The following is a 23,537-nucleotide window of genomic DNA, read 5'->3' on the forward strand; positions in this document are numbered from 1 at the left end:
CTTAGAATGTACTTGTAGAGACACGGCTGAGCGCGCCTCTCAATTGCGTTTTGGTGTCAGCGACGTAACCGTAAAGGTCGTAGATATCAGCAGCGGTAACCGCTACTGGCACGATTGATCCCAACCGCGCTTCTCCCTGAACGTAAACCAATCCATCTACCTCTGGGGCAAATCGGGCAGACCGGCCAATGAGTTCTCCGGTTTGCGGATTTTCTTGTTCAATCAAGACATCAACAACTTTGTCAATCTCAGCCTGATTCCGTTGAAGAGAAATCGGCTGCTGAATTTGCATCAGCGCATCTCGCCTTGCCTCCATTACGGTTTGGGGCAGTTGGTTGGGCAGAGAATGTGCAGGCGTACCTTCTTCGGGAGAGAAGGTAAACACGCCAACATGGTCAAACTGATGCCGTTTGACGAACTGCATCAAATGTTCAAAATGCAGTTCAGTTTCGCCAGGGAAGCCCACAATGAAGGTCGTTCGTAAAACAGCTTGGGGCAATGCTGCTTTGATCCGTTCAATGATGACATCATTTACCTGTCCTTGCCAGGGGCGGTTCATTGCCCGCAGCACTTCTGGGTGAGAGTGCTGAAGCGGCAAGTCTAGATACGGAAGAACGTTGGGCGTTTCCTGGATTGCTTCAATGACTTTGGGGGTTAATCCGGTCGGATAGGCATAGTGCATCCGAATCCAGGGAACATCGACCTCGCCCAAAGCTCGCAATAACTCAGCAAGCTTGGGTTCGCCATAGAGGTCTAAACCGTAGTTGGTGGTAATTTGAGAAATCAGAATGATCTCCTGCACCCCTTCTGCGGCAAGCTGTTTGGCTTCTGCGACGATGGACTCAATGGAGCGCGATCGCTGCTTCCCCCTCAGGTGAGGAATGATGCAAAACGCACATCGATAGTCGCACCCTTCTGCTACACGCAGATAAGCAACTCCTTCGGTCGTTGTGCGATAGCGAGGAGTTGTTTCATCAGCAATGTAAACTGGCTCGGCAGAAACCTCTTTGACGCGCTCTCCGGCTTCAGCCCGTTGGAGCACCTCAACAATTTTGTGATAGTCTCCAGTCCCAACAACTGCAACGGCCTCAGGCAATTCATCCAACAGCTCTTGCTGAAAGTGCTGTGCCATGCAGCCTGTGATCACAATCTTTTTGTCTGCTTCTGCTAATTCTACCAGGGTGCGGACAGACTCTTCTCGTGCTGCCTGGATGAAGCTACAGGTGTTGACGATGACGAAATCCGCCAGTTCCTCATTGCTGTCTACTTCATAGCCTGCACCGACTAGCAGTCCCAGCATATGTTCGGTGTCTATTCTGTTTTTTTCGCAGCCCAAGTGGGAGACGGCGACGACTGGCTTGTTGCCCATGCAGTTAACGTTCAGTGATTAGGGGTGAATAAGAGTTTCAGGTGCGAGTATGTGGCGATCGCTCAATCTATAAACCAGCCCCTACATCGGGATATCTACATTTCTCAGTGTTAAACATTCAAGCTTAAACGCTCTTTGAAACACTCAGTGCTAAACAGATATCACTAAATCGCAATCGCATCTATCGAGGCTGCTGTTGCCATCTTAACGCAGATTGCACAACATAACTACACAAATCTCAAATTACTCAACCTTATTGTCTAACTCTGGGTGGGTGCAGTGCTTTAAGTCTATTGTCGTTTGGACATGACATTCTGAAAGAGTCGCAAATTTAGCAGCTTGCCGATTGAGGATGGACTATTTGCACGGGTGCATTCGCTGTTAGAGTAGGTTGTAAGCGCAAACGACCAAAGATCGTTCGTGCATCTTTTTTACCAACTGTTCAATAGCACTGAGTCCGAATTCTAGAAACGTGGACTTAAATCAGATTTTCAAGACCGCAAATCCTGTTATTGGTGTTGTTCACCTTTTGCCCCTACCCACTTCTCCTCGGTGGGGCGGGAGTCTCAAAGCCGTTATCGACCGAGCTGAGCAAGAAGCGACTGCACTTGCTTCGGGTGGGGTAGATGGCATCATCGTAGAAAACTTTTTTGATGCGCCATTTGCCAAGGATTGTGTTGATCCCGCAGTTGTGAGCGCCATGAGCTTGGTGGTGCAACGGCTGATGCACATGGTAACGCTGCCAATCGGGATTAATGTACTGCGAAATGATGCTCGAAGCGCACTGGCGATCGCCACTTGCGTCAATGCTCAATTTATCCGCGTCAACGTCCTGACCGGTGTTATGGCAACCGACCAGGGATTGATCGAGGGGCAAGCTCACCAACTGTTACGCTATCGACGTGAGTTGGGCAGTGATGTAAAAATTTTGGCAGACGTGCTGGTCAAACATGCCCGTCCGCTAGGTTCCCCCAACCTGACGACGGCTGTGCAGGAGACGATCGAGCGGGGGTTGGCAGATGGCGTGATTCTATCGGGCTGGGCAACAGGTAGCCCACCTAGCCTGGAAGATCTGGAGCTAGCCAGCGCTGCCGCCAATGGAACTCCTGTATTCATAGGCAGTGGGGCAACTTGGGAAAATATTCCACGACTAATTCAGGCGGCTAATGGTGTAATTGTCTCCAGTTCGCTCAAACGTCGTGGCAAGATCGAGCAGCCGATTGACCCGATTCGCGTTAGCCAGTTTGTTGAAGCGATGCGGCGCAGCGTTTCAGAGAAGGCTCAGTCTCAGCCAATTTCGTCGGTTGCAGTTCCGTCTTATTTGGAATAGGGTTATGCAGCCTTGGAGAGAATTGGTATTACGTACTGAGGCAGTTTGAGCCAGAATAGATCAGTCAGACTGGTTCAAATGTGGTCTTTAAGACAACCTTGACGCAAGTTTTAGAGTGAAACCTTATGAGTCGTACAAGCCGCCGACGTGAAGCCCCCTGGATTCAGCGCAATGCTCGGTACCTGATTGCGGCGATCGCCTCAGTGGGTGCGTTGGGAACAGCTTACCTTACTGCCCTCAAGCTGTTAGGCGATCCTGCTTCCTGTGCTGCTGGATGTGGTCAGGTGCTGTCCAGCCCTTACGCAACTGTTTTTGGGCTACCCCTAACCCTGTTTGGCTTCCTGGCATACACCAGCATGGGACTAATGGCGCTGGCTCCGCTCGTCATTAGTCCCGATAGAAATCGTGAACTTCGCCAAAACCTAGAGAACTGGACGTGGCAATTGCTGTTTGTGGGAGCGGCTGCCATGACAGTATTCAGCGCTTACCTGATGTATCTGTTGGCAGCGGAAATTCAGGCAGTTTGTCCATACTGCATTACCTCTGCTGTCCTTAGTGTTAGCTTGCTGGCACTGACGCTGTTGGGACGTTCCTGGGACGATGTAGGACAAGTCATGTTCACTGGAGTTCTGGTCAGTATGGTGACTCTGGTTGGAACGCTGGGAATTTACTCCGGTATTAACAATCCGGTGACCGCAGAAACATCGTCAGTTCCTGGCGAACCCGGAGACCCAATTACTACTACTTCTGGTCAATCTGAAATTGCTCTAGCTCAACATCTTACCAATATTGGAGCCAAGATGTATGGAGCTTGGTGGTGCCCTCACTGCAACGACCAAAAGCAACTGTTTGGGAAAGAGGCCGCCGCACAGATTACTTATATAGAATGCGATCCGGGCGGTCAAAATCCGCAGACTGCTCTTTGTCAAGCTAATTCTGATAATGTGGCAGGCTATCCCACTTGGGAAATCAACGGGGAGTACTACGGTGGTACCCAAACCCTGGAACAGCTAGCTGATGCATCTGGCTACCAAGGTTCACGAGATTTCAGAAACTAGTCGTTAAGCAGTTGAAAATTCTGCGTAGAGGGGCAAACGACTGTTTGCCCCTCTGTGCTTTCTGCCCATTATCCTTCTTGATAACTTGATGCCTGTAGGCTAAACATTTGCTCATAAAGTCCACCCTGTTCCATCAGTTCATCGTGACTGCCCATTTCGACAATTCGACCGTGTTCCAGGACAACGATGCGATCGGCCATGCGAACGGTGGAGAAACGGTGACTAACCAGGAAGGTCATTTTCCCTTGGGTGAGTTGGCGAAAGCGTTGAAATAGGTCGTATTCGGCGATCGCATCCAAAGCCGCTGTCGGTTCATCCAAGATCAAAATCTGTGCCGGGGTCATAAATGCCCGCGCCAATCCCACCTTTTGCCACTGACCACCTGAGAGATCGGTGCCATTCGGAAAGATTTTGCCCAGCATGGTCTGGTAGCCATAATCCAGCTTGTCAATAATCTCGGCGGCTCCAGCATCTTTAGCGGCTTGCTGAATGCGCGGTTGGTTGGTGTGTTCGCGCAAATCGCCAAAACCGATGTTGTCCTGCACACTCAGGTCGTAGCGGGCAAAGTCTTGAAAGATCACGCCGATGTTGCGCCGCAGGTCAGTCAAGTCAAATCTGGGAAGTGGAATGCCATCCACAGTGATTTCGCCAGAATCCAGATCATAGAATCGGGTTAAAAGCTTAAGCAGCGTGGTTTTACCTGCGCCATTGATCCCGACCAGGGCAATGCTTTCTCCAGGACTGACGGTTAAATTCAGGTTGCGTAATGTTGGTTCTGTTGCCCCTGGATAGGTGAAGGTAACGTTTCGTAATTGCAGCCCCTTCCGCATTGGGTTAGGAAAAGCGAGAGAATTTGGCGGGCTAACAACTTCGGGCTTGAGGTTGAGAAATTCAAAGAACTGCGACACGTAGAGGTTGTATTCGTAGGTCAGCGCCACATTTTCTAAAATGCCCTGAAGCAGAGTTTGCGCTTGCTGAAACGCCCCAGAGTACATGGTCAGATCGCCGACTGTAATCACTCCTCGCACCGTTTGAACAATCACCCAGGCGTAGGCTGCGTAAAAGCCCAGACTGGCGATCGCTCCAATTCCAAAGCGCACCGAGTTTTGCTTAGCTGCCAGTGCCCTCGACTCTTCATTAAAGCCAGCCCGAATCGTTTGCCACTGGTCAAGCAAATGTTGGCTCAGGTTAAACAGTCGCACTTCCTTCACATATTTCTGGTTGAGCAGCACCGTTTGCAGGTAGTCTGCTAATCGCCCGCTCTGGGTTTGGTGACGCAACATCCAAAATCGCCGTCCCGAAAAACTGATCCCCACCCAAAAGGCAGGCACCGAAGTGAGCAACAGCAGCAGCATAATTACTGGGCTAAAACTCAGCAGCAAGGTTAGCAGTCCGGCAAAGCTGACGACCTGCCCAATCAAGGAGTTCAGCGTTCCTAAAACGCGGACGGGGTAAGTGCTGCCGCTCTGCTGGGCACGACTGAGCGTGTCATAAAAATCCGGCAGTTCATAGTGTGCCAGGTCAAGCCGCACTGCTTGCTGGAGCAACACATGGTTGGCGTGAAGCGTAAACTCGTCATTCAAAATGCGAGACACATACTCTTTTGATTTGCTCAACCCCCCTTGCAGGCAGGCTAACCCTAAGCCCAATCCCACCAAGGTAATAAGCGGTATCCAGTCGGTGTCAGGTTTTCCCAGGCTACTAATTACCCGATCGACAATTAGCTTGCTGACGTAGAGTTGTGCGACTGGAATCAGGGCACCCAGTATAGTAATGGCTAAATTGAGCAACAGCCAGCGAGGAGCAGCATCCCAAACCAGGCGAACCAGGCGGGGCGTGTTGGCTACCATTTCCCAGAATCGAGTCTGGGGATCACGTCTAGAATCAGGCATTTAGGAAAGGGGGCGATCGCACTTATCTTTTCCAGCATAGACTTTCAGCCCGTTGGACTTTATGTGCTACCCTAGAACAGTTGTCTAAATTCGCACATCTGGGTTTTCGGGTGTTTCTGACTTTCAGAAATGCTCCCGGATGGAGGAATAACCCGAAAGGAGTTCGGAAAATTTATGCCAGTCGTTTCTTTGGCTCAACTTTTGGAGTCCGGAGTTCACTTTGGGCACCAGACTCGCCGTTGGAATCCCAAGATGTCGCCCTTCATCTACACGGCTCGAAATGGGGTTCACATCATTGACTTGGTGCAAACTGCCCAGTTAATGGAATCGGCCTACACCTACATGCGCACTGCCTCTGAGCAAGGCAAAAAAGTCTTATTTGTGGGCACCAAGCGCCAAGCAGCCGGGATCGTTGCTCAAGAAGCAGCCCGTTGCGGTTCCTACTATGTCAACCAGCGTTGGTTGGGTGGAATGTTAACCAACTGGGCGACGATTAAAACTCGCGTTGATCGGCTTAAGGAACTGGAGCGTCGGCAGGAAACCGGAGCGCTTGATCTTCTACCTAAAAAAGAAGCATCTGTGCTGCGCCGGGAGCTTGAGAAGCTGCAAAAGTATCTCGGCGGCATCAAGGCGATGCGGAAAGTTCCTGACATCGTACTGATCGTTGACCAAAAGCGGGAATACAACGCTGTCCAGGAATGCGAAAAACTAGGAATTCCCATTGTTTCGCTGTTAGACACCAATTGCGACCCTGATGTTGTAGATATTCCGATTCCCGCTAACGATGATGCAATCCGGTCCATTAAGCTAATAGTGGGTCGCTTAGCCGACGCAATCTATGAAGGTCGTCACGGTCAGCTAGAAGCTGAAGAAGACTTTGAGGATTACGAAGGTGCCGAGGGAGACTACGAATACGACGAAAGTGACTTCCCCGACGAAGAGGAAGAAGAGGAATCGCAAGATTAGTTCATGTAAGTTTTGAGTGATGAGTTTCGGGTTTTGATTTCACGCACTACTCGAAACTCAAAATTCAAAACTCAAAATTTTTAAAGTAGAGGGATCTAAGCACAATGGCGGAGATATCTGCAAAACTCGTCAAGGAACTGCGCGAAAAGACGGGCGCAGGCATGATGGACTGCAAAAAAGCCCTCCAAGAGACCGAGGGCGATATGACCAAAGCAGCGGAATGGCTCCGACAAAAGGGCATTACCTCCGCTGAGAAGAAAGCTGGAAAGGTTGCTGCAGAAGGACTGGTTGGCAGCTACATCCACACGGGCGGACGAGTCGGCGTTTTGGTAGAAGTAAACTGCCAGACCGACTTTGTAGCTCGGAACCAGGCTTTCAAAGAGCTAGTACAAAACATCGCAATGCAGATTGCCGCAACTCCTAACGTTGAATACGTCAAGGTAAGCGATATCCCGGCTGAAATTGCGGAAAAAGAAAAGGCGATTGAGATGGGCAGAGATGACCTATCTAATAAGCCAGCTAACATTCGCGAAAAGATTGTTCAGGGGCGGATTGAGAAGCGCCTGAAAGAGCTATCTCTGTTGGACCAGCCCTACATTAAAGATCAGAGCATCACGGTAGAAGAGCTAGTTAAGCAAAACGTAGCTCAACTGGGTGAAAACATTCAGGTACGCCGGTTTTCTCGTTTTGTGTTGGGTGAAGGGATTGAGAAGGAAGAAAGCGATTTTGCGGCTGAAGTTGCTGCCCAAACGGGTACTGCTTAACAGCTAGCTACGTTAGGTCAAGGGATTTGAGTTTGCATCCCAATCGTGAGTTGTAAAAAAGGCAGGTCTAGCGATGCTGATGACCTGTCTTTTTTGTAGTTTTTCTAGAAATGGTTTGAGAGCTTAGGGCTATGGCGGGAGCAGTTGAACGAATTGAGCAAGATATTGCTGCTTTAGATGAGAGGGTGAGGGCGATCGCCCAAGAATTTCACGACACCTACCATCAATATCTCACCAAATTAGGGCAGTCTGTGCGCCAGCAGCTAATCCTGGCTAGCTACCACATTTGCACTAAGGGCTATCCTGAGCGCTTTTTGAAACTGTCCTTTAGCCAGCGGCAAAATCTCCAGCAGTCGCTGCAAAAGCTAGTTCAGCAAGCCCAAGTTCAACTAATTGAGCTGATTGAAGCTGCCTATCTGGAAGTCGCTTCCTCAGATGAGGACGAAGATGAGATAGATGATGAGGTCGAGCCTGATGAAGTAGATGATGCTACGGAACCCGATGAGACGGAACCCGATGAGACGGAAGTAACAGACACACCTGACATTGCTCAAGCTTCGGTTTCAGAACTCCAAACTTCAGAATCCCAAACTTCAGAATCCCAAACCTTAGAATTTCAAGCTTCACAATCTCAGCCTTTAGAATCTCAGCCTTTGAAAGTTGAGTCGTCAGAACTACCTTTGGACCTGGCTTCAAAGGAACAGTCCGAATTTCAAGCTTATGTACCGCCTGAGGTAACGTCTGCTTCTGAAGAGGAATCACCGATCGCTGAAGAGCAGAAACCGACTGCAACGATTGACGTTCTGGATAGCCCAGAGGCAATTGCCTACTGGGAAGAGCGGATCGAAGAGGGTATCGTGGAAATGCTGCAAACCCTTTCTCACGCCGCAAATCGCCTGCTTCAAAAAGCCTCCATTCTGCCTGACAAGTTGCCTGAGCCTGTTCTGGAAGTGGCTGCCAAGTCAGGACTGGCGACAGAAGCCGTCTCCGGACCGCCAAACTTACTGAATCTGCTGGTAGAGACAGACGACGATGACGAGGAAGAATCTGCTGTCACTCACATTATTGCGATTCAACTAAGGTTATCAGAGATTGAATTTAGCGATGCGACCCTTTCGACTTGGCGCAGCAAAATTCGTAGCCTTTTGGCTCGACTGGTTCAGTTGGGGCGACAATATCAGAAAAAGCAGCGAGAACGGGCGATCGCCGAAGCAGAAGATGCCTGGAGATCAAGCTGGTTTGAGAAATAATTGCATTTGAGGAAGCATTGCACAAATGGATTGGCTGCGATTGCAAAAAGCTTTGTCCGTTGAAGCTGAACGAGGCTTCAATGACCTGGTGGGCAACCAGTACCGCTTCAGTGAATTTCTCAACCTCAGTCTGAATCGACCGCCCGTAGAGTTGCCTCCCGCCGAACAGCAGCGCTTGCAGGCGATCGCCACCCGCTTTGCCAGCTATTCAGACCTATCCTTTGCTCAACGCCAACATCTCGTTGCAGACACAAGGCGAACGCTATATCAGGTGCGGCGGGAATTAGAGTCGGGGAAGGGGGATCAGGGATTAGGGGAAGGGGAAGAAGCTTCGGCAGAGAATCTTCACAGCTCAAAATCTTCTGCAAGAACTTCTCAGGCAACCAAGACCAAAACTAAGCTACCTCGTACGGCTCCGCTAGTTGAGCCAAGAACCAAAATTGAGCTTGATCAGGCAGTTACTTACTTGCCGGGAATTGGTGCGAAGAACAGCGAGCGACTGGCAAAGCTAGAAATTTTTACTGTGCGGGATTTGCTCTACTATTACCCGCGTGACCATATTGACTACGCCCGCCAAGTCAACATTCGAGATGCGGCAGAGGGCGAAACGGTAACGCTGGTTGGCACGGTGAAGCGCTGCACCTGTTTCAACAGTCCGCGCAATGCCAAGTTGACCATTTTCGAGCTAATCGTGCGCGACCATACAGGACAAATTAAGCTCAGCAAATTTTTTGCCGGAACTCGTTACCGTAATCGCGGTTGGCAAGAGCAGCAAAAGCGGATGTATCCTCCTGGTGCGGTAGTTGCGGCATCCGGGCTAGTGAAAAAAAGTAAGTACGGCGTAACGCTGGATGACCCGCAAATTGAGGTGATTGACCATGCAGGCAGTTCCATCGAATCGATGAAGGTGGGGCGGGTTGTCCCCATTTACTCGTTGACGGAGGGAGTTGCAGTAGATCTAGTGAGACGAGCGGTGGTTGCAGCGATTCCAGCAGCGGCAAACCTGCAAGACCCGTTGCCAGAAGCATTGCGCGATAAGTATGGGCTGATTGGAGTGCAGGAGGCGATCGCCCACATTCACTTTCCCCCTAGCGGTGAAGCTTTGGATGCTGCCCGTCGCCGACTTGTGTTCGACGAATTCTTTTATCTGCAACTGGGTTTGCTCAAACGTCGAATGAATCAGCGTCAGGAGCAAACTACCGCTATTCTCGCGCCAACGGGTGAGCTAATTAACAATTTCTATCAGGTTTTGCCTTTCACTTTCACCGATGCTCAACAGCGCGTTGTCAACGATATCCTCAACGATCTGCAAAAGCCTGCTCCGATGAATCGTCTGGTGCAGGGAGATGTCGGCTCTGGCAAAACGGTAGTGGCAGTGGTGGCAATTTTGGCAGCAATTCAGTCGGGCTTCCAGGCAGCGCTGATGGCTCCTACGGAAGTTTTGGCAGAGCAGCACTACCGCAAGTTGGTCAGTTGGTTTAACCTGCTGCACCTGCCCGTAGAATTGCTCACTGGCTCTACTAAAACTGCCAAACGCAGGCAAATTCACGCAGATCTGGAAACTGGAGCGCTACCGCTATTGGTCGGCACTCATGCGCTAATTGAAGATCCGGTTCAGTTTCAGCAACTTGGGCTGGTCGTAATTGATGAACAGCATCGATTTGGCGTACAGCAGCGGGCTAGACTTCAGCAAAAGGGAGATCATCCTCACGTGTTGACGATGACAGCGACTCCGATTCCCCGAACGTTAGCACTGACAATGCATGGTGACCTGGATGTAAGCCAGATTGATGAACTGCCGCCCGGACGTAAGGCAATTCAGACAACTGTTTTGGGAGGAAGCGATCGCTCCCATGCCTACGACCTGATCCGCCGCGAAATCGCTCAGGGCAGGCAGGTCTACGTTGTACTGCCGTTGGTCGAAGAATCTGAAAAGCTAGACCTGCGCTCTGCGATCGACGAACATCAGCGGCTCCAGGAAACCATCTTCCCTGAATTTCAGGTCGGTCTGCTGCACGGACGCATGACTTCCGCTGAGAAGGACGAAGCAATCAACCAATTTCGGGACAACCACAGCCAAATTTTGGTTTCTACCACCGTTGTAGAAGTTGGCGTAGACGTTCCTAATGCCACCGTAATGCTGATTGAACACGCCGAGCGGTTCGGACTTTCCCAACTTCACCAACTGCGGGGGCGGGTCGGGCGAGGAGCAGCGCAGTCCTTTTGCCTGCTAATGAGCAGTTCTAAAAACGAAACAGCTCGTCAGCGGCTAAAAGTGCTAGAGCAATCCCAGGATGGCTTCTTTATCTCCGAAATGGATATGCGCTTTCGCGGACCCGGTGAAGTGTTGGGCACCCGCCAATCAGGTCTACCCGATTTTGCCTTGGCTAGTTTGGTCGAAGATCAGGAAGTGCTGGAACTTGCCAGAGAAGCCGCAGAGAAAGTGATTGAAAAAGACCCCACTTTGGATCGCTGGTCACTAATGAAAGCCGAACTCACCTACCGCTATCGTCGCCTTATGGGTGGGGCAATTCTGACTTGAAGAAGGTTAAATAGCAACCGCCTATTGTGGGGCGCAGCATTCGGCAGATAAACCTTGAAGCAAACCAAAGATTCTTGCCCGAATGCTACGCCCTTAGGGGGAATGAGCTGCAAACAGCTAATAGGAATGAAATACAGCAAAACTCACTATCGCAAGCATTTTGGCGTTGGGTTCCGCTTTGCTTCACCCAACCTACGATTTTAGGAGGCAAAAATTGATTCGTCGTGCTGGAAGGCTTTGAATTCTAACGCATTGCCACTGGGGTCAAGGAAAAACAGAGTAGCTTGCTCTCCTACTTCTCCCTTAAAACGAACGTAGGGTTCGATGACGAACTGAATGTTTTGCTGCTTCAGGCGTTCAGCCAGTTCCTTCCACTGCTCCATCTCAAGAATCACGCCCCAGTGACGCACAGGCACGTTCTTGTGATCAACCTGATTTGCCTGAGCATCCCTCACTTCACCAGGGCTAAGATGGGCGGTGACCTGATGTCCAAACAGGTTGAAGTCAATCCATTTATCAGAAGTCCTACCAATAGTGCAGCCCAAAACCTGCTCATAAAAAGTTCTAGTTGCTTCTAAATCTTTGACGGGAAATGCAAGATGGAAAGGTCGAATGGTCATTCTTTAAGCTACCTAGATAACTGGTTAAGCAATGTCAGGAGGCACTTGAGGGGCTGGTTGGGACTGCTGCCACTGCAATTGAATCACATTCTGTAAGTCTGTCCGCTTCACCTCAACGCCGCTAGCAAGATTGCCAGGTGTGTCAAAAAAGATGATGCTATCTGCTGACTTCATCGCCATCATCTGAAACAAAATATGCGTGACGGGCACGGGAATTACAATCACCTCTGGATTCTTGGGTGAGTTCGGACCAGAAGCCGCATCTTTAAGAGTAGGAAAAGCATAAATGACATTTTTCTCAACATCGGGCTGATTGCGGTTGCTCAACGTTGTCATTACCCAACCCTGATCAAGAGTTTGCAGAACGTAATATTCGAGGTGCTTAAGCTGGGCTGCAATCAGCTTGAGTGCAGGTGCAATGGTTTGAACAATTCCCGGAGTTGTGCCGTCAGGGGGCGCATGGTCAATCAGTTCCTGAAGTTGCTGGTCTAAGTCCATGATGACGGTGGCAAAAGGCTCCTGCCTTCCCAGTCTAGACTGATTCAGCCAGAAGCGAGCGCCTTTCTACAGCTGCACCTTTATCATTCAAACACATCCTTCCATAGACTATTCCCATCAAAAAAAGTTGGAGTAGTCTATACTTGCAACGGCTGATTAATCCTTGCCAATTGCTTGCAAGGCAGAATTAAGTGCCAAAAAATGTGCCGTTTAGTCCGGATTCTGGTGAATGAGGGGGATCAGATATAGTGGCGATCGCGTTTGATTGTGTTAGCTTCTTTGTAGCAATTTACCGTCAGGGGGAGAACGTCTAGAGCGTGGAGGCGATTTTTAACCTACTGTTTGATGAATTAAAACAGTCCACTCAAGCGTCTGAGCAGAACTGTCGAGATGTTGCCACCCGGCTCACGGGGGAAGTCACCCGTATTTGTTCAGAAAGTAGGCGTATTCAAGCCTCTGGAGAAGTAGAAACCTGGTCAGTCACATTAGCTCGACATCGCTCAAAGCAATGTTTGAAGTACTATCAGCTAGGCTCCCAGCGGGGACGGGTAGAACTGCACAGTACCCTGAGTGCAGTGATTTACCGCTACATTACCCCACCCCAGGTGCAGTCCAGCTACCAGGCTCGGCTAACGCTGATTGAAGACTTCCTCCAGGGTTTCTATATTGAAGCGCTGAATGCGTTTCGACGAGAAAACCAGATGCCCGCGACCTATCGGCCGCGATCGCTCCTGGAACTGTCTGAATACATGGCTTTCACCGAGCGCTATGGCAAACGGCGAATTCCATTGCCGGGTCGTCGCAGTCAGCAGCTCATCATTCTGCGGGCACAGACCTTCTCCCAGCAGCAGCCGCCCGAAACCTCCGTGGATATGGAGCAAGCCGCCGAAGGCATGTCCGGTGAAAATGAGCGGGGTTGGGGAACTGCCTCAGTGCAGCAGGTGCGAGAGCAAATGGTGGCTCAAGAACCTGAACCTGCGGAGGATGTGCTGCGTCATGCAGTCATTGCAGAATTGATGAACTACCTGGAAGAGCGGCAGCAGACCGACTGTGCAGACTACTTTGCGTTAAGATTACAAGATTTGCCTGCGAATGAAATTGAGGCAATTCTCAAGCTCACGCCCCGCCAGCGAGATTATCTTCAGCAGCGGTTTAAGTATCATCTGATCCGGTTTGCGCTCTCGCATCACTGGGAATTGGTGCATCAATGGCTAGAAGCCGACCTAGAACGTAACTTTGGTTTAACGCCACAGCAGTGGCAATTACTCCAGGATAGAATTACACCACAACAGCTTGAGCTTTTGCGCTTAAAGCAAAAGAGGTTAGCTGATGGGGCGATCGCCCAAGCCTTGGGCTGCACTGCCACACAGGTTCAGAAACAATGGTCGAAACTATTAGAGCAAGCTTGGGAAATACGAAATAATTTAGTATCCGGAGCAGGTGCATCAACCGATGAATAGGGATACAGAAGCCATAAAAAACTTGCTGGCTTGGCTGCTACAGGAACCTAATCCAAACTTTTCAAGGCCATCAGGGGATTCTAGTCAAGAGACTGGTTTAGATGAGTTTGGGGCAGTCGAGCAGCAATTAAATGACTCAGATCCACTCGATTCGGAAGAGGTTAGCATCCCGCCAAGCCAATTCAACGGATCGAATCGTTTTTTCTTTTCAGGGTACCCATTTTCCCCTGGAGAGAGTCAATTATTTGAATCGGGAGATAGACCTGCCGTGCAAGATCGTTTTCATGCTTTGATTCAGCGCCGTTTACGGGCTGAAATCGAACACAAGCCTCCTCTATTCCCCTGGGAGACAGAGGTTTGCGAGTACTTCGACTCAGCGACACCTGACGTAGTTCCGGCTTATTTTTGGACGACTCAGCTTCAAAATCTCAGCCTTCCCATTCCCATGCCTGAAACCATTCTGGCAAATTTGCTAGAGCAGTGCCAGGAAGTGGTGCAAACTTCACTGCGGGAAGGTGCAAAGTTAGTCCAGGCGGTAGAATCCCTGTTTCCAGGGCAGTCTAACGCGCTCAACCAGTTAGCCGGATTGGTACTTGCTTCGCCCAGCCGTTCTGCGGCTGTGGCTTCCCAACCGTCTCGCCTCCAGGAAGGTTTTCCGAGCGACTATGATGTTGCAACTCCGGCTCAACGCATGGCGTTGTCGCTGATTGCTGCTCGTGAAATTATCGAATCTCTGACGCTGACCGTGTCGCCCAGCCAGCCTCAAATAGAGCGCCAGTGGCAGACCGCAGCAGGAGCATTGACGCTCACGGCTGAGTACCAAATCAGCACAGGAAGACTGCGGGTACAAGGTGTGTTACCTTGCCCTGGTAGTCTTCAGTTTCAAGGTGCTGATGCCGAGGCGATCGCCCAGCGGTCTAACCCTGGCAGCCTCAGCGTTGAAATCCCTGACCCAGAACCAGGACAAACCAATCGCCTGGAAGTTCGCCTGGATGGGGCAAACCTGTCTCCGCTGGTCTTTGCCATTCGGTTTGTCACCGAAGCGGAGTAATGCAAGTGAGGGTTACAGGATATAGGGTGTAGGGTATAAAAGAGTTTTCTACTCCCAACCCCTCACACCCAATCCCTAATTCCCTCCATGCCTGCTACCGCTCCTCCTAAGCGATTGCCTCAAAAGTTAATTCGCGCTCAGTGGCAACGGCTGCGAGATTTACCTCTGCCAGAGCCAGAAGACTCAATCCCGCTGCGTGTATTGGTGCAGCTTTTAGTGACGGTTGGCATCATCGCCACAGATGTTGCCTCGCTGGATGTCGCAAACTGGGCGGGGTTGAGTCTTTGGGCTGTGCCGTTGAGTATTGTTGGCGCAACCTGGAGCTACTATCGTCGTCGCAGTCGCAACGTCCCGGTAAAGTTTTGCATTGCGATCGCCATGTTGGTTGCCCTGGCGGCCTTCTTTGTGCAGTTGCTTAATGAGCCAAACGATACCCGGTTGGCGCTGGCTGAGCTACTGATTCAGCTTCAGGTATTCCACAGCTTTGACTTGCCCAGACGCAAAGATCTGGGCTACTCGATGATGATTGGGCTGATCTTGATTGGGGTCGGCGGTACGCTCAGCCAAACTCTTGCCTTTGCCCCACTGCTGTTGCTGTTTTTGGCGATCGCTCTTCCAACACTTATTCTCGACTATCGCTCCCGTTTGGGATTGCAGCCCTCTCGCAGCTTTCGCCGGATTGGAATTGACCTTTCACTCAAGCGTCTCAGTCTATTTTTGCTGGTGACCGTTGCGCTGGGGTTAACAATTTTTGCCTTTTTACCGCGTCTTCCAGGCTATCAGCTGCGGACGTTTCCCGTTAGTTCCCTCATTGAATTTGACGGCGAATTTGACACAAGCAACATCATTAACCCTGGCTATGTTCGAGGCGGCAATGGAGAAGGTACGGGTGGCGGCACAGGAGAAGGTACTGGACAAGGGCCTGGAGAAATTGATGACAACCTTTACTACGGCTTTAACAGTCAAATTAATCAGAACCTGCGTGGGGAGCTAGAGCCTCAAGTTGTAATGCGGGTTCGCTCTCAAGCAGAAGGATTTTGGCGTGTATTGGCGTTTGATCGCTACACCGGGCAAGGTTGGGAAATTTCTCGTAACAGCGAAGAGGAGATCGAGACGCTCAGACGACCCGGTTGGTCGTTGCAGTTCTACATTCCCTGGTCTGTTGCACCCTGGTTGTCAGTCAACAGTCGCACTCGCGAAGTGATCCAAACTTACACAATCATTTCTGACCTGACGAATCTGGTTCCGGTGCTGCATGAACCTAGACAGATTTACTTTCCTACCGAAGAGTTGGCGATTGATGCAGAAGGAGGATTGCGATCGCCCGTTCAACTGGTAGAAGGGGTTACCTACACCGTAATCTCAGAGGTGCCTTATCGCGATCGCACTTTATTGCAAAAGGCATCCACCGATTATCCCAAAACCATTCGTGACTATTATCTAGAAGTGCCAGAGGCGATCGCCGACCGAGTTCGCCAACGCACCCAAGAAATTTTGGCAGCAGCCCCTAATACAGTTACTGCTCCATCTGAGCAAGCTCTTTATCTGGCTCAATACCTTAAGCAGAACTACACCGTTCAACCAGAGTTGCCGTTTCTAGAAGAAGATGAGGATTTGGTAGAAGCCTTCTTGTTTCGTTACCAGGGTGGCTACCCAGATCACTTTTCGACTACTTTAACGATGATGCTTCGATCGATTGGCATTCCAGCAAGACTGGCAGCCGGATTTGGTCCAGGAGAATACAACCCCTTTACTGGGTTTTACGTTATTCGCAACACTGATGCCTATACGGTCACGGAAGTTTTATTTCCAGGTTATGGCTGGTTTGCCTTTGACCCAATTCCCGGACATGAAGTGGTGCCGCCTTCGATCGAAGACTATCAAGTGTTTAGTGTTTTGAAGCAGTTTTGGAACTGGGTTGCCGGATGGCTACCCTCCCCAGTCTCAGGGTTGCTCAATCAACTGTTTGGTTGGATTGCCAGCAGCCTTGGTGGACTGATTCGCTGGGTCGTTTCGCTCTTTTCTAGAGGATGGGTGGGGCTGCTACTGGGATTGGCAGTAGTCACAGGACTCAGCTTCCTAGGCTGGCTCAGTTGGAGTGGTTGGCGGATGTTGCGCTACCGTTATTGGCTGACTCGGCTTCCGCCAATGGAGGCAATCTATCAACAAATGCTGCATTGGTTGGCGATTCAAGGTTTTCGCAAACCATCAACTCAAACTCCACTTGAGTATGCCCGTCAAATTCAACCTCACCATTCGCCTAACCATGCCACAGTGATTGAGGAAATTTCGGATGCTTACGTGAGCTGGCGCTATGGAGGGCGATCGCCTAACCTAACGCGATTGCGTCAGCAACTCAAAAATCTGAGAAGACGGGCACCAAAACGGAAGTAATTGCTTAAATAACGAGATTAAGGGTCAATTTCCTGTTCTATTGACTGTCTGAGATTCATCAAATTGAGGGGCTTAATAAAGTACTGTCGTGCGCCTAGTTCTAGGGCACGTTTTTGCTCTGCCCGAAAGGCAAAAGCTGATATGACAATGACTGGAATGCGCGAAAACATAGAGCTTGCCTGAAGTTGCTCCAGCAACAAATAGCCGCTGATATCAGGAAGTTTTAGATCCAGCAGAATCAGGTCAGGCTGAAAATCTATCACGATTTGTAAGAAATCAAGACCTGTGGCAATACTACTCACTACATAATCATGGTGATCAAGATAGTCCTCCATTAGTTGTCGATTTGCGTCGTCGTCCTCAACCAATAGAATCCGTTTGCCCTCAGCTTTTGGCATTTGAGGATTTGTCATCTTATTTGAAATAGGTGATAGCTTTTTCCTTAAGGGGTTTGTAAGGGGCAGCTTACATTCTCAAAATATTTAGAGAACAGCATTGCAGTTATCTTAAAAGATAGCTCTTAACTTGAAAACAGAATCACCTCTAAATGCTTAATTTAAGTAGAACACTCCACTTATTTAACCCTTTATTAACCTTAAAAGTTTAGCTAAAGAAAGTCCGAAAAGTGCAAATATCCCCTGGGAGGGCATAGCATTTAGTAGATCGAACTTGAAATAGATAGACTGAGAGTTCTTGTCTGATTGCTATTCACCTTACATACTTATAGGTTGCAAACTAGACTTCTCAAACATCCTCATCACCTTTAAAAGTCCAGACAGTTCTTGTAGTTCGACATAATAGAAGTTAGCAACTTCCATATCGGTCATGATGACTCAATCTAAAGTAGTTTCTAGGCGAGTAGTTAGGTTTGCGATCGCCCTGCTGACAACCGCAAGTTTGGTTAGTCTATTTGCCCTGATGCCTGCGCCAGAGTTTGCTGCTCAGCAGCGGCAGTGGTCAGCGCAATGGGGTGGACAACCTGCGATCGCCCAGCAAATTCCTGGTGGGTTACCTGGTGCAACTGAACCCTGGCAGCAGGTTTACCAACTCATCCCAGAGTTGCCACTAGAAAATCATTACGTCAATGCCCGCACGGGAGACCCTAGCCCTAACAATACGCTAGTCAGTCGATTGATTCGCTATCACCTCTATACCAAGAGCCGTCCACCCAACTATCGGCTTGATTGGAAACTGACAATGGCAGACTACTTGGGTGAAAATGACTGGGTACGAGCAGAACTGTACCCTGGTGGAGATACTCTAACCGTTAATCCAATGGAGGGTGATGTGGCTGTAATTCGCAGCCTCAATCGCGCTCAGAGAGACGCTTTGGTTAACGCATTGGTAACTATCTTTAGCAGTGAAGCGAGTACGACGACGGCTCCTGGGCTTCCTGCCGGTTCAGAAGAAGTGACTCCGACGCCTAACCCCAGCAATAACCCAACGATCCTTCAACCTCGTCCGGGAGATGCCCAGCTGTTGCTGCCCTAACCAACGAGTTGCTCAATACAGATACGTACAGTGCTATAACGATGGCCCGTCAAGTAAAAAGTGGCTCTGGCTGGCGGCTAGGCTGGGATGCTGATGCCTCTGAGTTTCGGGGTTTAGTTGGAGGAGATGATTGGGCAATTGAGTTGACTGAGGCAGAGCTAAATGATTTCTGTCGTCTGGCTGCAAAGTTAGCAGAAGCAGTGAGCCGCATTGCGGAAGAACTGATGGACGAGGAAAAGGTTAGCTGTGAGGTTGAAAGCGATTTGCTGTGGCTAGAGGCAGAGGGGTACCCTCAAGCTTTTAGTTTGCGTTTAATGTTGCTTTCGGGTCGTCGTGCAGAAGGATACTGGTCAGAGCAGGCTGTACCTGCACTACTTCAGGCAACTCAGGTCTTAAAAGTCTTTTGAAACTCTCCCTGAGCGCTGCCCAATGCCCATCATTATGCTATGCTTGTTAAGCGACATCGGGGCGTAGCGCAGCTTGGTAGCGCACTACTTTGGGGTAGTAGGGGTCGTGGGTTCAAATCCCGCCGCTCCGATCGCAAAAGAATCCATCCTCTGGGGTGGATTCTTTTTTGCGAAATTTTTCCCTCTAAAAGAAATCGCGCAGCCAGGGATGGGAGCCTGTAAATAGCTGGGTTGCGGTGGCGATCGCTTCCTCTGTTGCTTCTAACTGCCCTAAAAACTGTAGCTCGTGCGGCGAAAACAAGCCTGTGTAGAGGGGCGCTAAGCTGCGAATGTCTAACCGCAACTCCCCTTTGCCCCCTCGGGTGACAGTCCCTTGTCCATTGGCGACTGAAAGAATAAATTTGCCGCTGTTGTCCGGCAGCAATTCATCTTGAACGTCCAGATGCAGTTCAGCTTCAGCCGTAGGGGGATAACCCCGCTTCTCTAAGGCACTGGTTATATTCACAATCCGCAGCAGCCAGCGGTCAGACTCGTGCAGTTTGGCGAATTGTTCTGGCAGCAATAGGGTAAGCGGGTCAATAATAGAGCTGCGCCACCGCACTTTTTCAATCTGGGAACGGTGGTTGGCTAAAAACTTCCAGAAGCTGTACCCGGCCGATGGTGTGAGGACTGCCCAATCTAGCACCACTAGGGTAGCACTGTGGTTGATTTGCTTTTGACTAAAGATGATGTGGCCTTCAGGCTGAGCGGTTTCTCCAAACAGGTAGGCATAAACTGCTTCTGGGGCATCGGGTTTGAGAATTTCCTCCCAAACGGCAGGATGCCGATCCAGGTTACCGTTGTTTGTCTGGGATTGCTGCTGACTAAGCACTTGAAATACTTCAGCAGTTGGAGAATGAATTGGTTGAATGGGTAGCAGCGATCGCTCCTTCACCTGAATGGCTTTAGCCGGAATTTCCCAGGTGCAAAAGCTGCCACCTTGCTCATAGCCAGCTTTGCGGTAAAGCTGCTGAGCTGCTGGATACAGTGCCGAAAGAGCCGCTCCGTTAACATGCAGGTCTTGCAAAGTGTGCTGCATCAGGGCGATCGCTGCACCTGAGCCGCGATACTCCGGGGCAATGCCAACCGCCGCGATGCCAACCATTGGGACTCGCTGGTTGCCAAACCACTGTCCCATTGGCAGAGTTGCCAGTCCACCTGCTAGTTGCCCTGAAGCTCGCAAAGCGCGAAAGTTTTCTAGCCCAACTCGCTTGAAGTAAGTCTCACTGCTACCCGGTGGACTACTAAAGCACTGTTCTAAAATTGCTCCTAGCTGCTGAGCATCTTTGGAGTCAGTCAGAGTTCCGTATTCAAACTGCGATCGCATTAGAACGCCTCTTGAGTTCTACAGCCATCCAACTATAGCTGTAGCTACCAAAGCTACCAAGAAAAGAGGGAGTAGAGCTTTGTCCTGCTCCCTCTTTTCTTTAAGTTCTTACTGCTGTGCTCTGGCGACGGTGAGCGCTCCACTGGCTAGAGGGTCAACTGCAACCCAACCATTGGCAGTGAGTTGTTGCGCCTCAAAGTGTAAGTGTGGACCGGTGGAGTTACCTGTGCTGCCCACCCAACCAATGACGCTGCCTTGTTCAATCCAGGCTCCAGGTTGTACGGCAATGCCAGACAGGTGAGCATAGAGGTTGCGGAGTGCTACGTCCTGATTTTCTAGCACAACGGTTAGACCGTAGCCGCCCATGTAGTCGGCAACGGCAACCCGACCGGACACAGCAGCAACTACAGGAGTACCTTGTGGTGCGCCCAGGTCAACCCCTGCATGGAAGCGGCGATCGCCCGAAATGGGGTGGATGCGCCAGCCAAAGGCAGAAGTTAGTGCTGCCGGAATGGGGAGCGGAAACGCCAGCCCGATTCTACTGAATTGCTGACTCACGGCAGTGGTGACGGAATAGCCTGTGAAGCGTCCTGGTGCAACAGCACAGTTGATGCTGCCTGTAGACGCTGCCAGCACTGCAAAGGGATTTTCAGCTTCAGGTTTTTGCCAGTTTGCATACTGCAGAGGGGCGATCGCATTGACCTTGCCAAACCCTTTATCTACTCCTTCTAAGGGTGAGGACTGTCCCAGGGCGATCGCCCGTGTCGGGTCGGCGATAGACATGCTAGGAACAGTGATGTCTGGCAGGGCTGCTGAGTTAGCTTCTAGATTGGGTTCACCATTCAGTGATTCCATCCTTTCAGACGAAACCTCAGTTGAAGGCATTGGTATAGTCTGCTGGGCTTGCTCAAATTCGCTAGCAGACAGATAAGTCTGTCCTAGAAACATGGAGTCAAAAACAGCAGGAATGGTGGTAATGCCGACTTTATTCAGCAAGTTGTCTAAGGTCGAACCTACGACACGGTCTAGTTTAACCTCACCCCAGCGCTCAGCACTCGGCTTGTGGAGACCTACATCTGCAGATGCCGTTTCTTCAGACTCAATTTCTTGAGAGAAACTGTTCTCTGTCGAGAGAGCAATGGGTTCTTGAGAAACTTGACCCAGTTGCAGCTTCTCCACCTTGGAACTTTGAATCAAGTTGATGGTCTCGTTCGCCGCATTTGAGACGGTGAGCAGCGAAGCAAGCTGCTGGTCAGGTGTAAGGGTGGAGGGGGTAGCAGCAAGCTTGATTCCGCTCAGGTTGACGAAAATTTCCGTTGAGCTGTCTGCTGCCGGAGTCACAGCAGGAACCAGACAGCGATCGCCCTGATACCCAGCCAACCCAGGAGGCAGGGTCCGAGCGCCAATATTGGAATAGCCTGCAACTGGATAGCTTAAGGGGGCAAGGGTCGTGGGTGCTTGAGCGATCGCATCACTTTCCGCTGTTTCGGTCTGTGGCTGCTGAATCGCTACTGCTTCGATTTCTGCAATTTTGGTGAGAACTTGCGTTTGGATTTCTGTGGGTAGAGCAGGATGCTGGGCCACCTGACGCGCCTGGTCAAACTCCCCTACTTCAGCGTAGTGAAGTGCTGAGATAACTAGGTTTTGGCGAAATTCTGCCTCGCGTTCGGGTTTATCTTGCTCAACGATTGCTTCTAGTTTCCCTGCCAGTTCTTGTCTTGCGGTTTCTAGAGCTACAGCATTGGCGATCGTCTCTGCTTCTGCTGGCTCAGCAATTTGAGTTGTCTCAGCTTCTGCCGGTATAGAACCAGCATTTGTCTCTGTGTCAGTGCCAGAGTTGGTATCGCTCTGACTGCCGCCCGATTCTGCTGGTGAAGTTTCTCCAACAGTACTGTTCTGGTCAGCAGACGGTTCAGCTACAGGAGCTACATCTGCTGCACTTGCTGAAGTCGGTTCAACTCTGATTTCTGTCAAAGCAGGCGGTACGACTACTGTCTCTGGCGGTGCAACCACTTCAGGCTGAATCAGCGGTGCAGCATTAGTCTGAACTGTTGAGTCGCTACTTTCTGCAGGTTGAGGGGGAGAAAAGTTGGCATTTGGGTTAGCCAGAAGGGGTAACGCATAGCTTTCGAGCATCGCAGAGGTTACAACAGCCGTTGTAAGGCACTGCCCGATGGGTCTAAAAACTTGCTTCATTAAGAACAAAAAGTAACGCCGCACAGCAATACAAGGGGGGTGAGGGTTGCACTTGCTGACTCAAAGCCATTGCTCAAAGTTTCACAAGTCCTCAGAATGTCATTTCGGGGCTGAATGACCTGAATCCGGTTAATGTCAGCATTCAATTCTGAAAACCGTTGAGCAAAGAATTTGAACCGCAACGCTACCATAACTCTTCCGCCACACGATAGAGTTTGAAGTTTGAGTAAAGACGCTACGGTGTAAAGCGATCGCATCGTTTGAACAGCTGTTCAAACAGCTCGCCATTTCGCTTTTTACCCTGTCTCCTCATCACCTATGTCTAGCCCAACCATTCAAACTGACTTACAAGACGTGTGGCTCCCAGATGAGCCAGATGCCGTTTTCTCGGCTTTGCTACCCGCACTCGGAAAGGTCCTAGAGTGCGATCGCTGCTTTCTCTATCTCCGCAACCCAGAAAGCAAGATGGGCATGGTGCCTTACTGCTGGATTCGCAGCGACGAAATTCCCACCGTCCTAGACTCAGATTGGAAAGCTGAGCCAGAGTCTTTACCTGAAGAAGACCCGCTCTTTGCCGCGGCCCTCCGCACTGAAGCATCCGTTTTTGTCGAAGACGTAGAAACTGCTGACCCCAAAGTGGTTAATGTGGCATTTGAGCAGCGAGAATTTGGTCATCGCGCCCTGATTCACGCTCACCTTTGCCAGGATGGTCAGCTATGGGGCATTTTGCAGCCTTGCGTGTTTGGGCAGCCGAGAGTGTGGACAGATTTAGACCACACGGTGATCGATCAGGTTGTACAGAAAATTACGCCTCTGGCGATCGCCTACATCCAAACTGCTGCAACTGAGTCCGAAGCAGAGATTTGATATAGACGTAACATCC

Annotated in this window: 20 protein-coding genes and 1 tRNA gene; 13 read left to right on the forward strand and 8 right to left on the reverse strand. The window is 50.3% G+C overall.

The genetic code is table 11. The annotated features are described in order from the left end of the window. Window position 1: 1 nt before the first annotated feature. The gene (gene rimO, locus H6F88_RS03615) at window positions 2-1,369 is read right to left on the reverse strand and encodes a 30S ribosomal protein S12 methylthiotransferase RimO (RefSeq protein ID WP_190641364.1); all 1,368 of its coding nucleotides are present in this window, start codon (window positions 1,367-1,369) and stop codon (window positions 2-4) included. A gap of 472 nt (window positions 1,370-1,841) precedes the next feature. Here rimO and btpA point away from each other — a divergent pair, with 472 nt between their 5' ends. Beyond that, on the forward strand, window positions 1,842-2,699 hold the full coding sequence (gene btpA / locus H6F88_RS03620; RefSeq protein WP_190641365.1) for a photosystem I biogenesis protein BtpA: 858 nt from the start codon (window positions 1,842-1,844) through the stop codon (window positions 2,697-2,699). Between the two features lie 125 nt (window positions 2,700-2,824). Then, a complete protein-coding gene (locus H6F88_RS03625) occupies window positions 2,825-3,757 on the forward strand; it encodes a vitamin K epoxide reductase family protein (RefSeq protein ID WP_190641366.1) in 933 nt (310 codons plus the stop codon). Window positions 3,758-3,825: 68 nt separating this feature from the next. Here the strand turns inward: H6F88_RS03625 and H6F88_RS03630 are convergent, their stop codons facing one another. Next, window positions 3,826-5,649, reverse strand: a complete 1,824-nt coding sequence (locus H6F88_RS03630; protein ID WP_190641367.1) for an ABC transporter ATP-binding protein — start codon at window positions 5,647-5,649, stop codon at window positions 3,826-3,828. Window positions 5,650-5,823: 174 nt separating this feature from the next. Here H6F88_RS03630 and rpsB point away from each other — a divergent pair, with 174 nt between their 5' ends. The 4 genes from rpsB to recG all read left to right on the forward strand — a co-directional run bounded on the left by rpsB (window position 5,824) and on the right by recG (window position 11,171). Then, a complete protein-coding gene (gene rpsB, locus H6F88_RS03635) occupies window positions 5,824-6,615 on the forward strand; it encodes a 30S ribosomal protein S2 (RefSeq protein WP_190641368.1) in 792 nt (263 codons plus the stop codon). A 104-nt stretch (window positions 6,616-6,719) separates the two neighbouring features. Continuing rightward, window positions 6,720-7,379 (forward strand): translation elongation factor Ts, encoded by a 660-nt coding sequence (gene tsf, locus H6F88_RS03640; protein ID WP_190641369.1) that lies wholly within the window; start codon window positions 6,720-6,722, stop codon window positions 7,377-7,379. Between the two features lie 131 nt (window positions 7,380-7,510). Then, complete coding sequence (locus H6F88_RS03645; RefSeq protein ID WP_190641370.1) at window positions 7,511-8,629, forward strand: primosomal protein; 1,119 nt, start codon at window positions 7,511-7,513, stop codon at window positions 8,627-8,629. A 25-nt stretch (window positions 8,630-8,654) separates the two neighbouring features. After that, on the forward strand, window positions 8,655-11,171 hold the full coding sequence (recG, locus tag H6F88_RS03650; RefSeq protein ID WP_190641371.1) for an ATP-dependent DNA helicase RecG: 2,517 nt from the start codon (window positions 8,655-8,657) through the stop codon (window positions 11,169-11,171). A 200-nt stretch (window positions 11,172-11,371) separates the two neighbouring features. Here the strand turns inward: recG and H6F88_RS03655 are convergent, their stop codons facing one another. Then, entirely contained in the window at window positions 11,372-11,791 is a 420-nt protein-coding gene (locus H6F88_RS03655) for a VOC family protein (RefSeq protein WP_190641372.1), read from the reverse strand. Window positions 11,792-11,815: 24 nt separating this feature from the next. Then, entirely contained in the window at window positions 11,816-12,289 is a 474-nt protein-coding gene (locus tag H6F88_RS03660; RefSeq protein WP_190641373.1) for a hypothetical protein, read from the reverse strand. A gap of 317 nt (window positions 12,290-12,606) precedes the next feature. Between H6F88_RS03660 and hetZ the strand changes: the two genes are divergently transcribed. The 3 genes from hetZ (at window position 12,607) to H6F88_RS03675 (ending at window position 17,194) form a co-directional block, all read left to right on the forward strand. Further along, window positions 12,607-13,749: a heterocyst differentiation protein HetZ gene (gene hetZ, locus H6F88_RS03665; RefSeq protein ID WP_190641374.1), complete on the forward strand. Its 1,143-nt coding sequence runs from the start codon at window positions 12,607-12,609 to the stop codon at window positions 13,747-13,749. A 268-nt stretch (window positions 13,750-14,017) separates the two neighbouring features. Beyond that, a complete protein-coding gene (locus tag H6F88_RS03670; RefSeq protein WP_199314063.1) occupies window positions 14,018-14,800 on the forward strand; it encodes a hypothetical protein in 783 nt (260 codons plus the stop codon). An 87-nt stretch (window positions 14,801-14,887) separates the two neighbouring features. Continuing rightward, the gene (locus H6F88_RS03675; RefSeq protein ID WP_190641376.1) at window positions 14,888-17,194 is read left to right on the forward strand and encodes a DUF3488 and DUF4129 domain-containing transglutaminase family protein; all 2,307 of its coding nucleotides are present in this window, start codon (window positions 14,888-14,890) and stop codon (window positions 17,192-17,194) included. A 17-nt stretch (window positions 17,195-17,211) separates the two neighbouring features. Here H6F88_RS03675 and H6F88_RS03680 read toward each other — a convergent pair whose 3' ends face one another. Continuing rightward, window positions 17,212-17,607 (reverse strand): response regulator, encoded by a 396-nt coding sequence (locus tag H6F88_RS03680; RefSeq protein ID WP_190641377.1) that lies wholly within the window; start codon window positions 17,605-17,607, stop codon window positions 17,212-17,214. Between the two features lie 412 nt (window positions 17,608-18,019). Between H6F88_RS03680 and H6F88_RS03685 the strand changes: the two genes are divergently transcribed. From H6F88_RS03685 to H6F88_RS03695, 3 genes are all read left to right on the forward strand, one after another. After that, the gene (locus tag H6F88_RS03685) at window positions 18,020-18,685 is read left to right on the forward strand and encodes a hypothetical protein (RefSeq protein WP_199333426.1); all 666 of its coding nucleotides are present in this window, start codon (window positions 18,020-18,022) and stop codon (window positions 18,683-18,685) included. Window positions 18,686-18,726: 41 nt separating this feature from the next. Continuing rightward, on the forward strand, window positions 18,727-19,092 hold the full coding sequence (locus tag H6F88_RS03690) for a DUF1818 family protein (RefSeq protein WP_190641378.1): 366 nt from the start codon (window positions 18,727-18,729) through the stop codon (window positions 19,090-19,092). Window positions 19,093-19,149: 57 nt separating this feature from the next. Then, window positions 19,150-19,223, forward strand: a tRNA-Pro gene (locus tag H6F88_RS03695). 53 nt (window positions 19,224-19,276) lie between these two features. On the opposite strand, the gene H6F88_RS03700 is transcribed toward H6F88_RS03695, so the two are convergent. The 3 genes from H6F88_RS03700 to H6F88_RS03710 all read right to left on the reverse strand — a co-directional run bounded on the left by H6F88_RS03700 (window position 19,277) and on the right by H6F88_RS03710 (window position 22,845). Continuing rightward, window positions 19,277-20,458, reverse strand: coding sequence for a GNAT family N-acetyltransferase (locus H6F88_RS03700; RefSeq protein WP_190641379.1), 1,182 nt, complete (start codon window positions 20,456-20,458; stop codon window positions 19,277-19,279). A 108-nt stretch (window positions 20,459-20,566) separates the two neighbouring features. Beyond that, window positions 20,567-22,654 carry a M23 family metallopeptidase gene (locus tag H6F88_RS33100; RefSeq protein WP_242050368.1) on the reverse strand — a complete coding sequence of 696 codons (2,088 nt, stop codon included), beginning with the start codon at window positions 22,652-22,654 and terminating at the stop codon, window positions 20,567-20,569. Beyond that, window positions 22,654-22,845: a hypothetical protein gene (locus H6F88_RS03710; RefSeq protein WP_190641380.1), complete on the reverse strand. Its 192-nt coding sequence runs from the start codon at window positions 22,843-22,845 to the stop codon at window positions 22,654-22,656. The genes H6F88_RS33100 and H6F88_RS03710 overlap by 1 nt, the downstream gene beginning before the upstream one ends. 127 nt (window positions 22,846-22,972) lie before the next feature. On the opposite strand from H6F88_RS03710, the gene H6F88_RS03715 reads away from it, so the two are divergent. Beyond that, on the forward strand, window positions 22,973-23,521 hold the full coding sequence (locus tag H6F88_RS03715) for a GAF domain-containing protein (RefSeq protein ID WP_190641381.1): 549 nt from the start codon (window positions 22,973-22,975) through the stop codon (window positions 23,519-23,521). The last annotated feature ends 16 nt before the right edge of the window (window positions 23,522-23,537 follow it).

The organism is Oculatella sp. FACHB-28 (genome assembly GCF_014696015.1).
Taxonomy (GTDB): domain Bacteria; phylum Cyanobacteriota; class Cyanobacteriia; order Elainellales; family Elainellaceae; genus JAAUTN01.

Coding starts and splice junctions, on each gene's coding strand:
- H6F88_RS03690 (WP_190641378.1), top strand. CDS start 18,727: ATGGCCCGTCAAGTAAAAAGTGGCTCTGGCTGGCGGCTAGGCTGGGAT.
- rpsB (WP_190641368.1), top strand. CDS start 5,824: ATGCCAGTCGTTTCTTTGGCTCAACTTTTGGAGTCCGGAGTTCACTTT.
- H6F88_RS03625 (WP_190641366.1), top strand. CDS start 2,825: ATGAGTCGTACAAGCCGCCGACGTGAAGCCCCCTGGATTCAGCGCAAT.
- H6F88_RS03680 (WP_190641377.1), bottom strand. CDS start 17,607: ATGACAAATCCTCAAATGCCAAAAGCTGAGGGCAAACGGATTCTATTG.
- H6F88_RS03685 (WP_199333426.1), top strand. CDS start 18,020: ATGATGACTCAATCTAAAGTAGTTTCTAGGCGAGTAGTTAGGTTTGCG.
- rimO (WP_190641364.1), bottom strand. CDS start 1,369: ATGGGCAACAAGCCAGTCGTCGCCGTCTCCCACTTGGGCTGCGAAAAA.
- H6F88_RS03710 (WP_190641380.1), bottom strand. CDS start 22,845: ATGGTAGCGTTGCGGTTCAAATTCTTTGCTCAACGGTTTTCAGAATTG.
- recG (WP_190641371.1), top strand. CDS start 8,655: ATGGATTGGCTGCGATTGCAAAAAGCTTTGTCCGTTGAAGCTGAACGA.
- H6F88_RS03715 (WP_190641381.1), top strand. CDS start 22,973: ATGTCTAGCCCAACCATTCAAACTGACTTACAAGACGTGTGGCTCCCA.
- H6F88_RS03675 (WP_190641376.1), top strand. CDS start 14,888: ATGCCTGCTACCGCTCCTCCTAAGCGATTGCCTCAAAAGTTAATTCGC.
- H6F88_RS03700 (WP_190641379.1), bottom strand. CDS start 20,458: ATGCGATCGCAGTTTGAATACGGAACTCTGACTGACTCCAAAGATGCT.
- H6F88_RS03660 (WP_190641373.1), bottom strand. CDS start 12,289: ATGGACTTAGACCAGCAACTTCAGGAACTGATTGACCATGCGCCCCCT.
- H6F88_RS03645 (WP_190641370.1), top strand. CDS start 7,511: ATGGCGGGAGCAGTTGAACGAATTGAGCAAGATATTGCTGCTTTAGAT.
- H6F88_RS03655 (WP_190641372.1), bottom strand. CDS start 11,791: ATGACCATTCGACCTTTCCATCTTGCATTTCCCGTCAAAGATTTAGAA.
- H6F88_RS03630 (WP_190641367.1), bottom strand. CDS start 5,649: ATGCCTGATTCTAGACGTGATCCCCAGACTCGATTCTGGGAAATGGTA.
- tsf (WP_190641369.1), top strand. CDS start 6,720: ATGGCGGAGATATCTGCAAAACTCGTCAAGGAACTGCGCGAAAAGACG.
- H6F88_RS33100 (WP_242050368.1), bottom strand. CDS start 22,654: ATGAAGCAAGTTTTTAGACCCATCGGGCAGTGCCTTACAACGGCTGTT.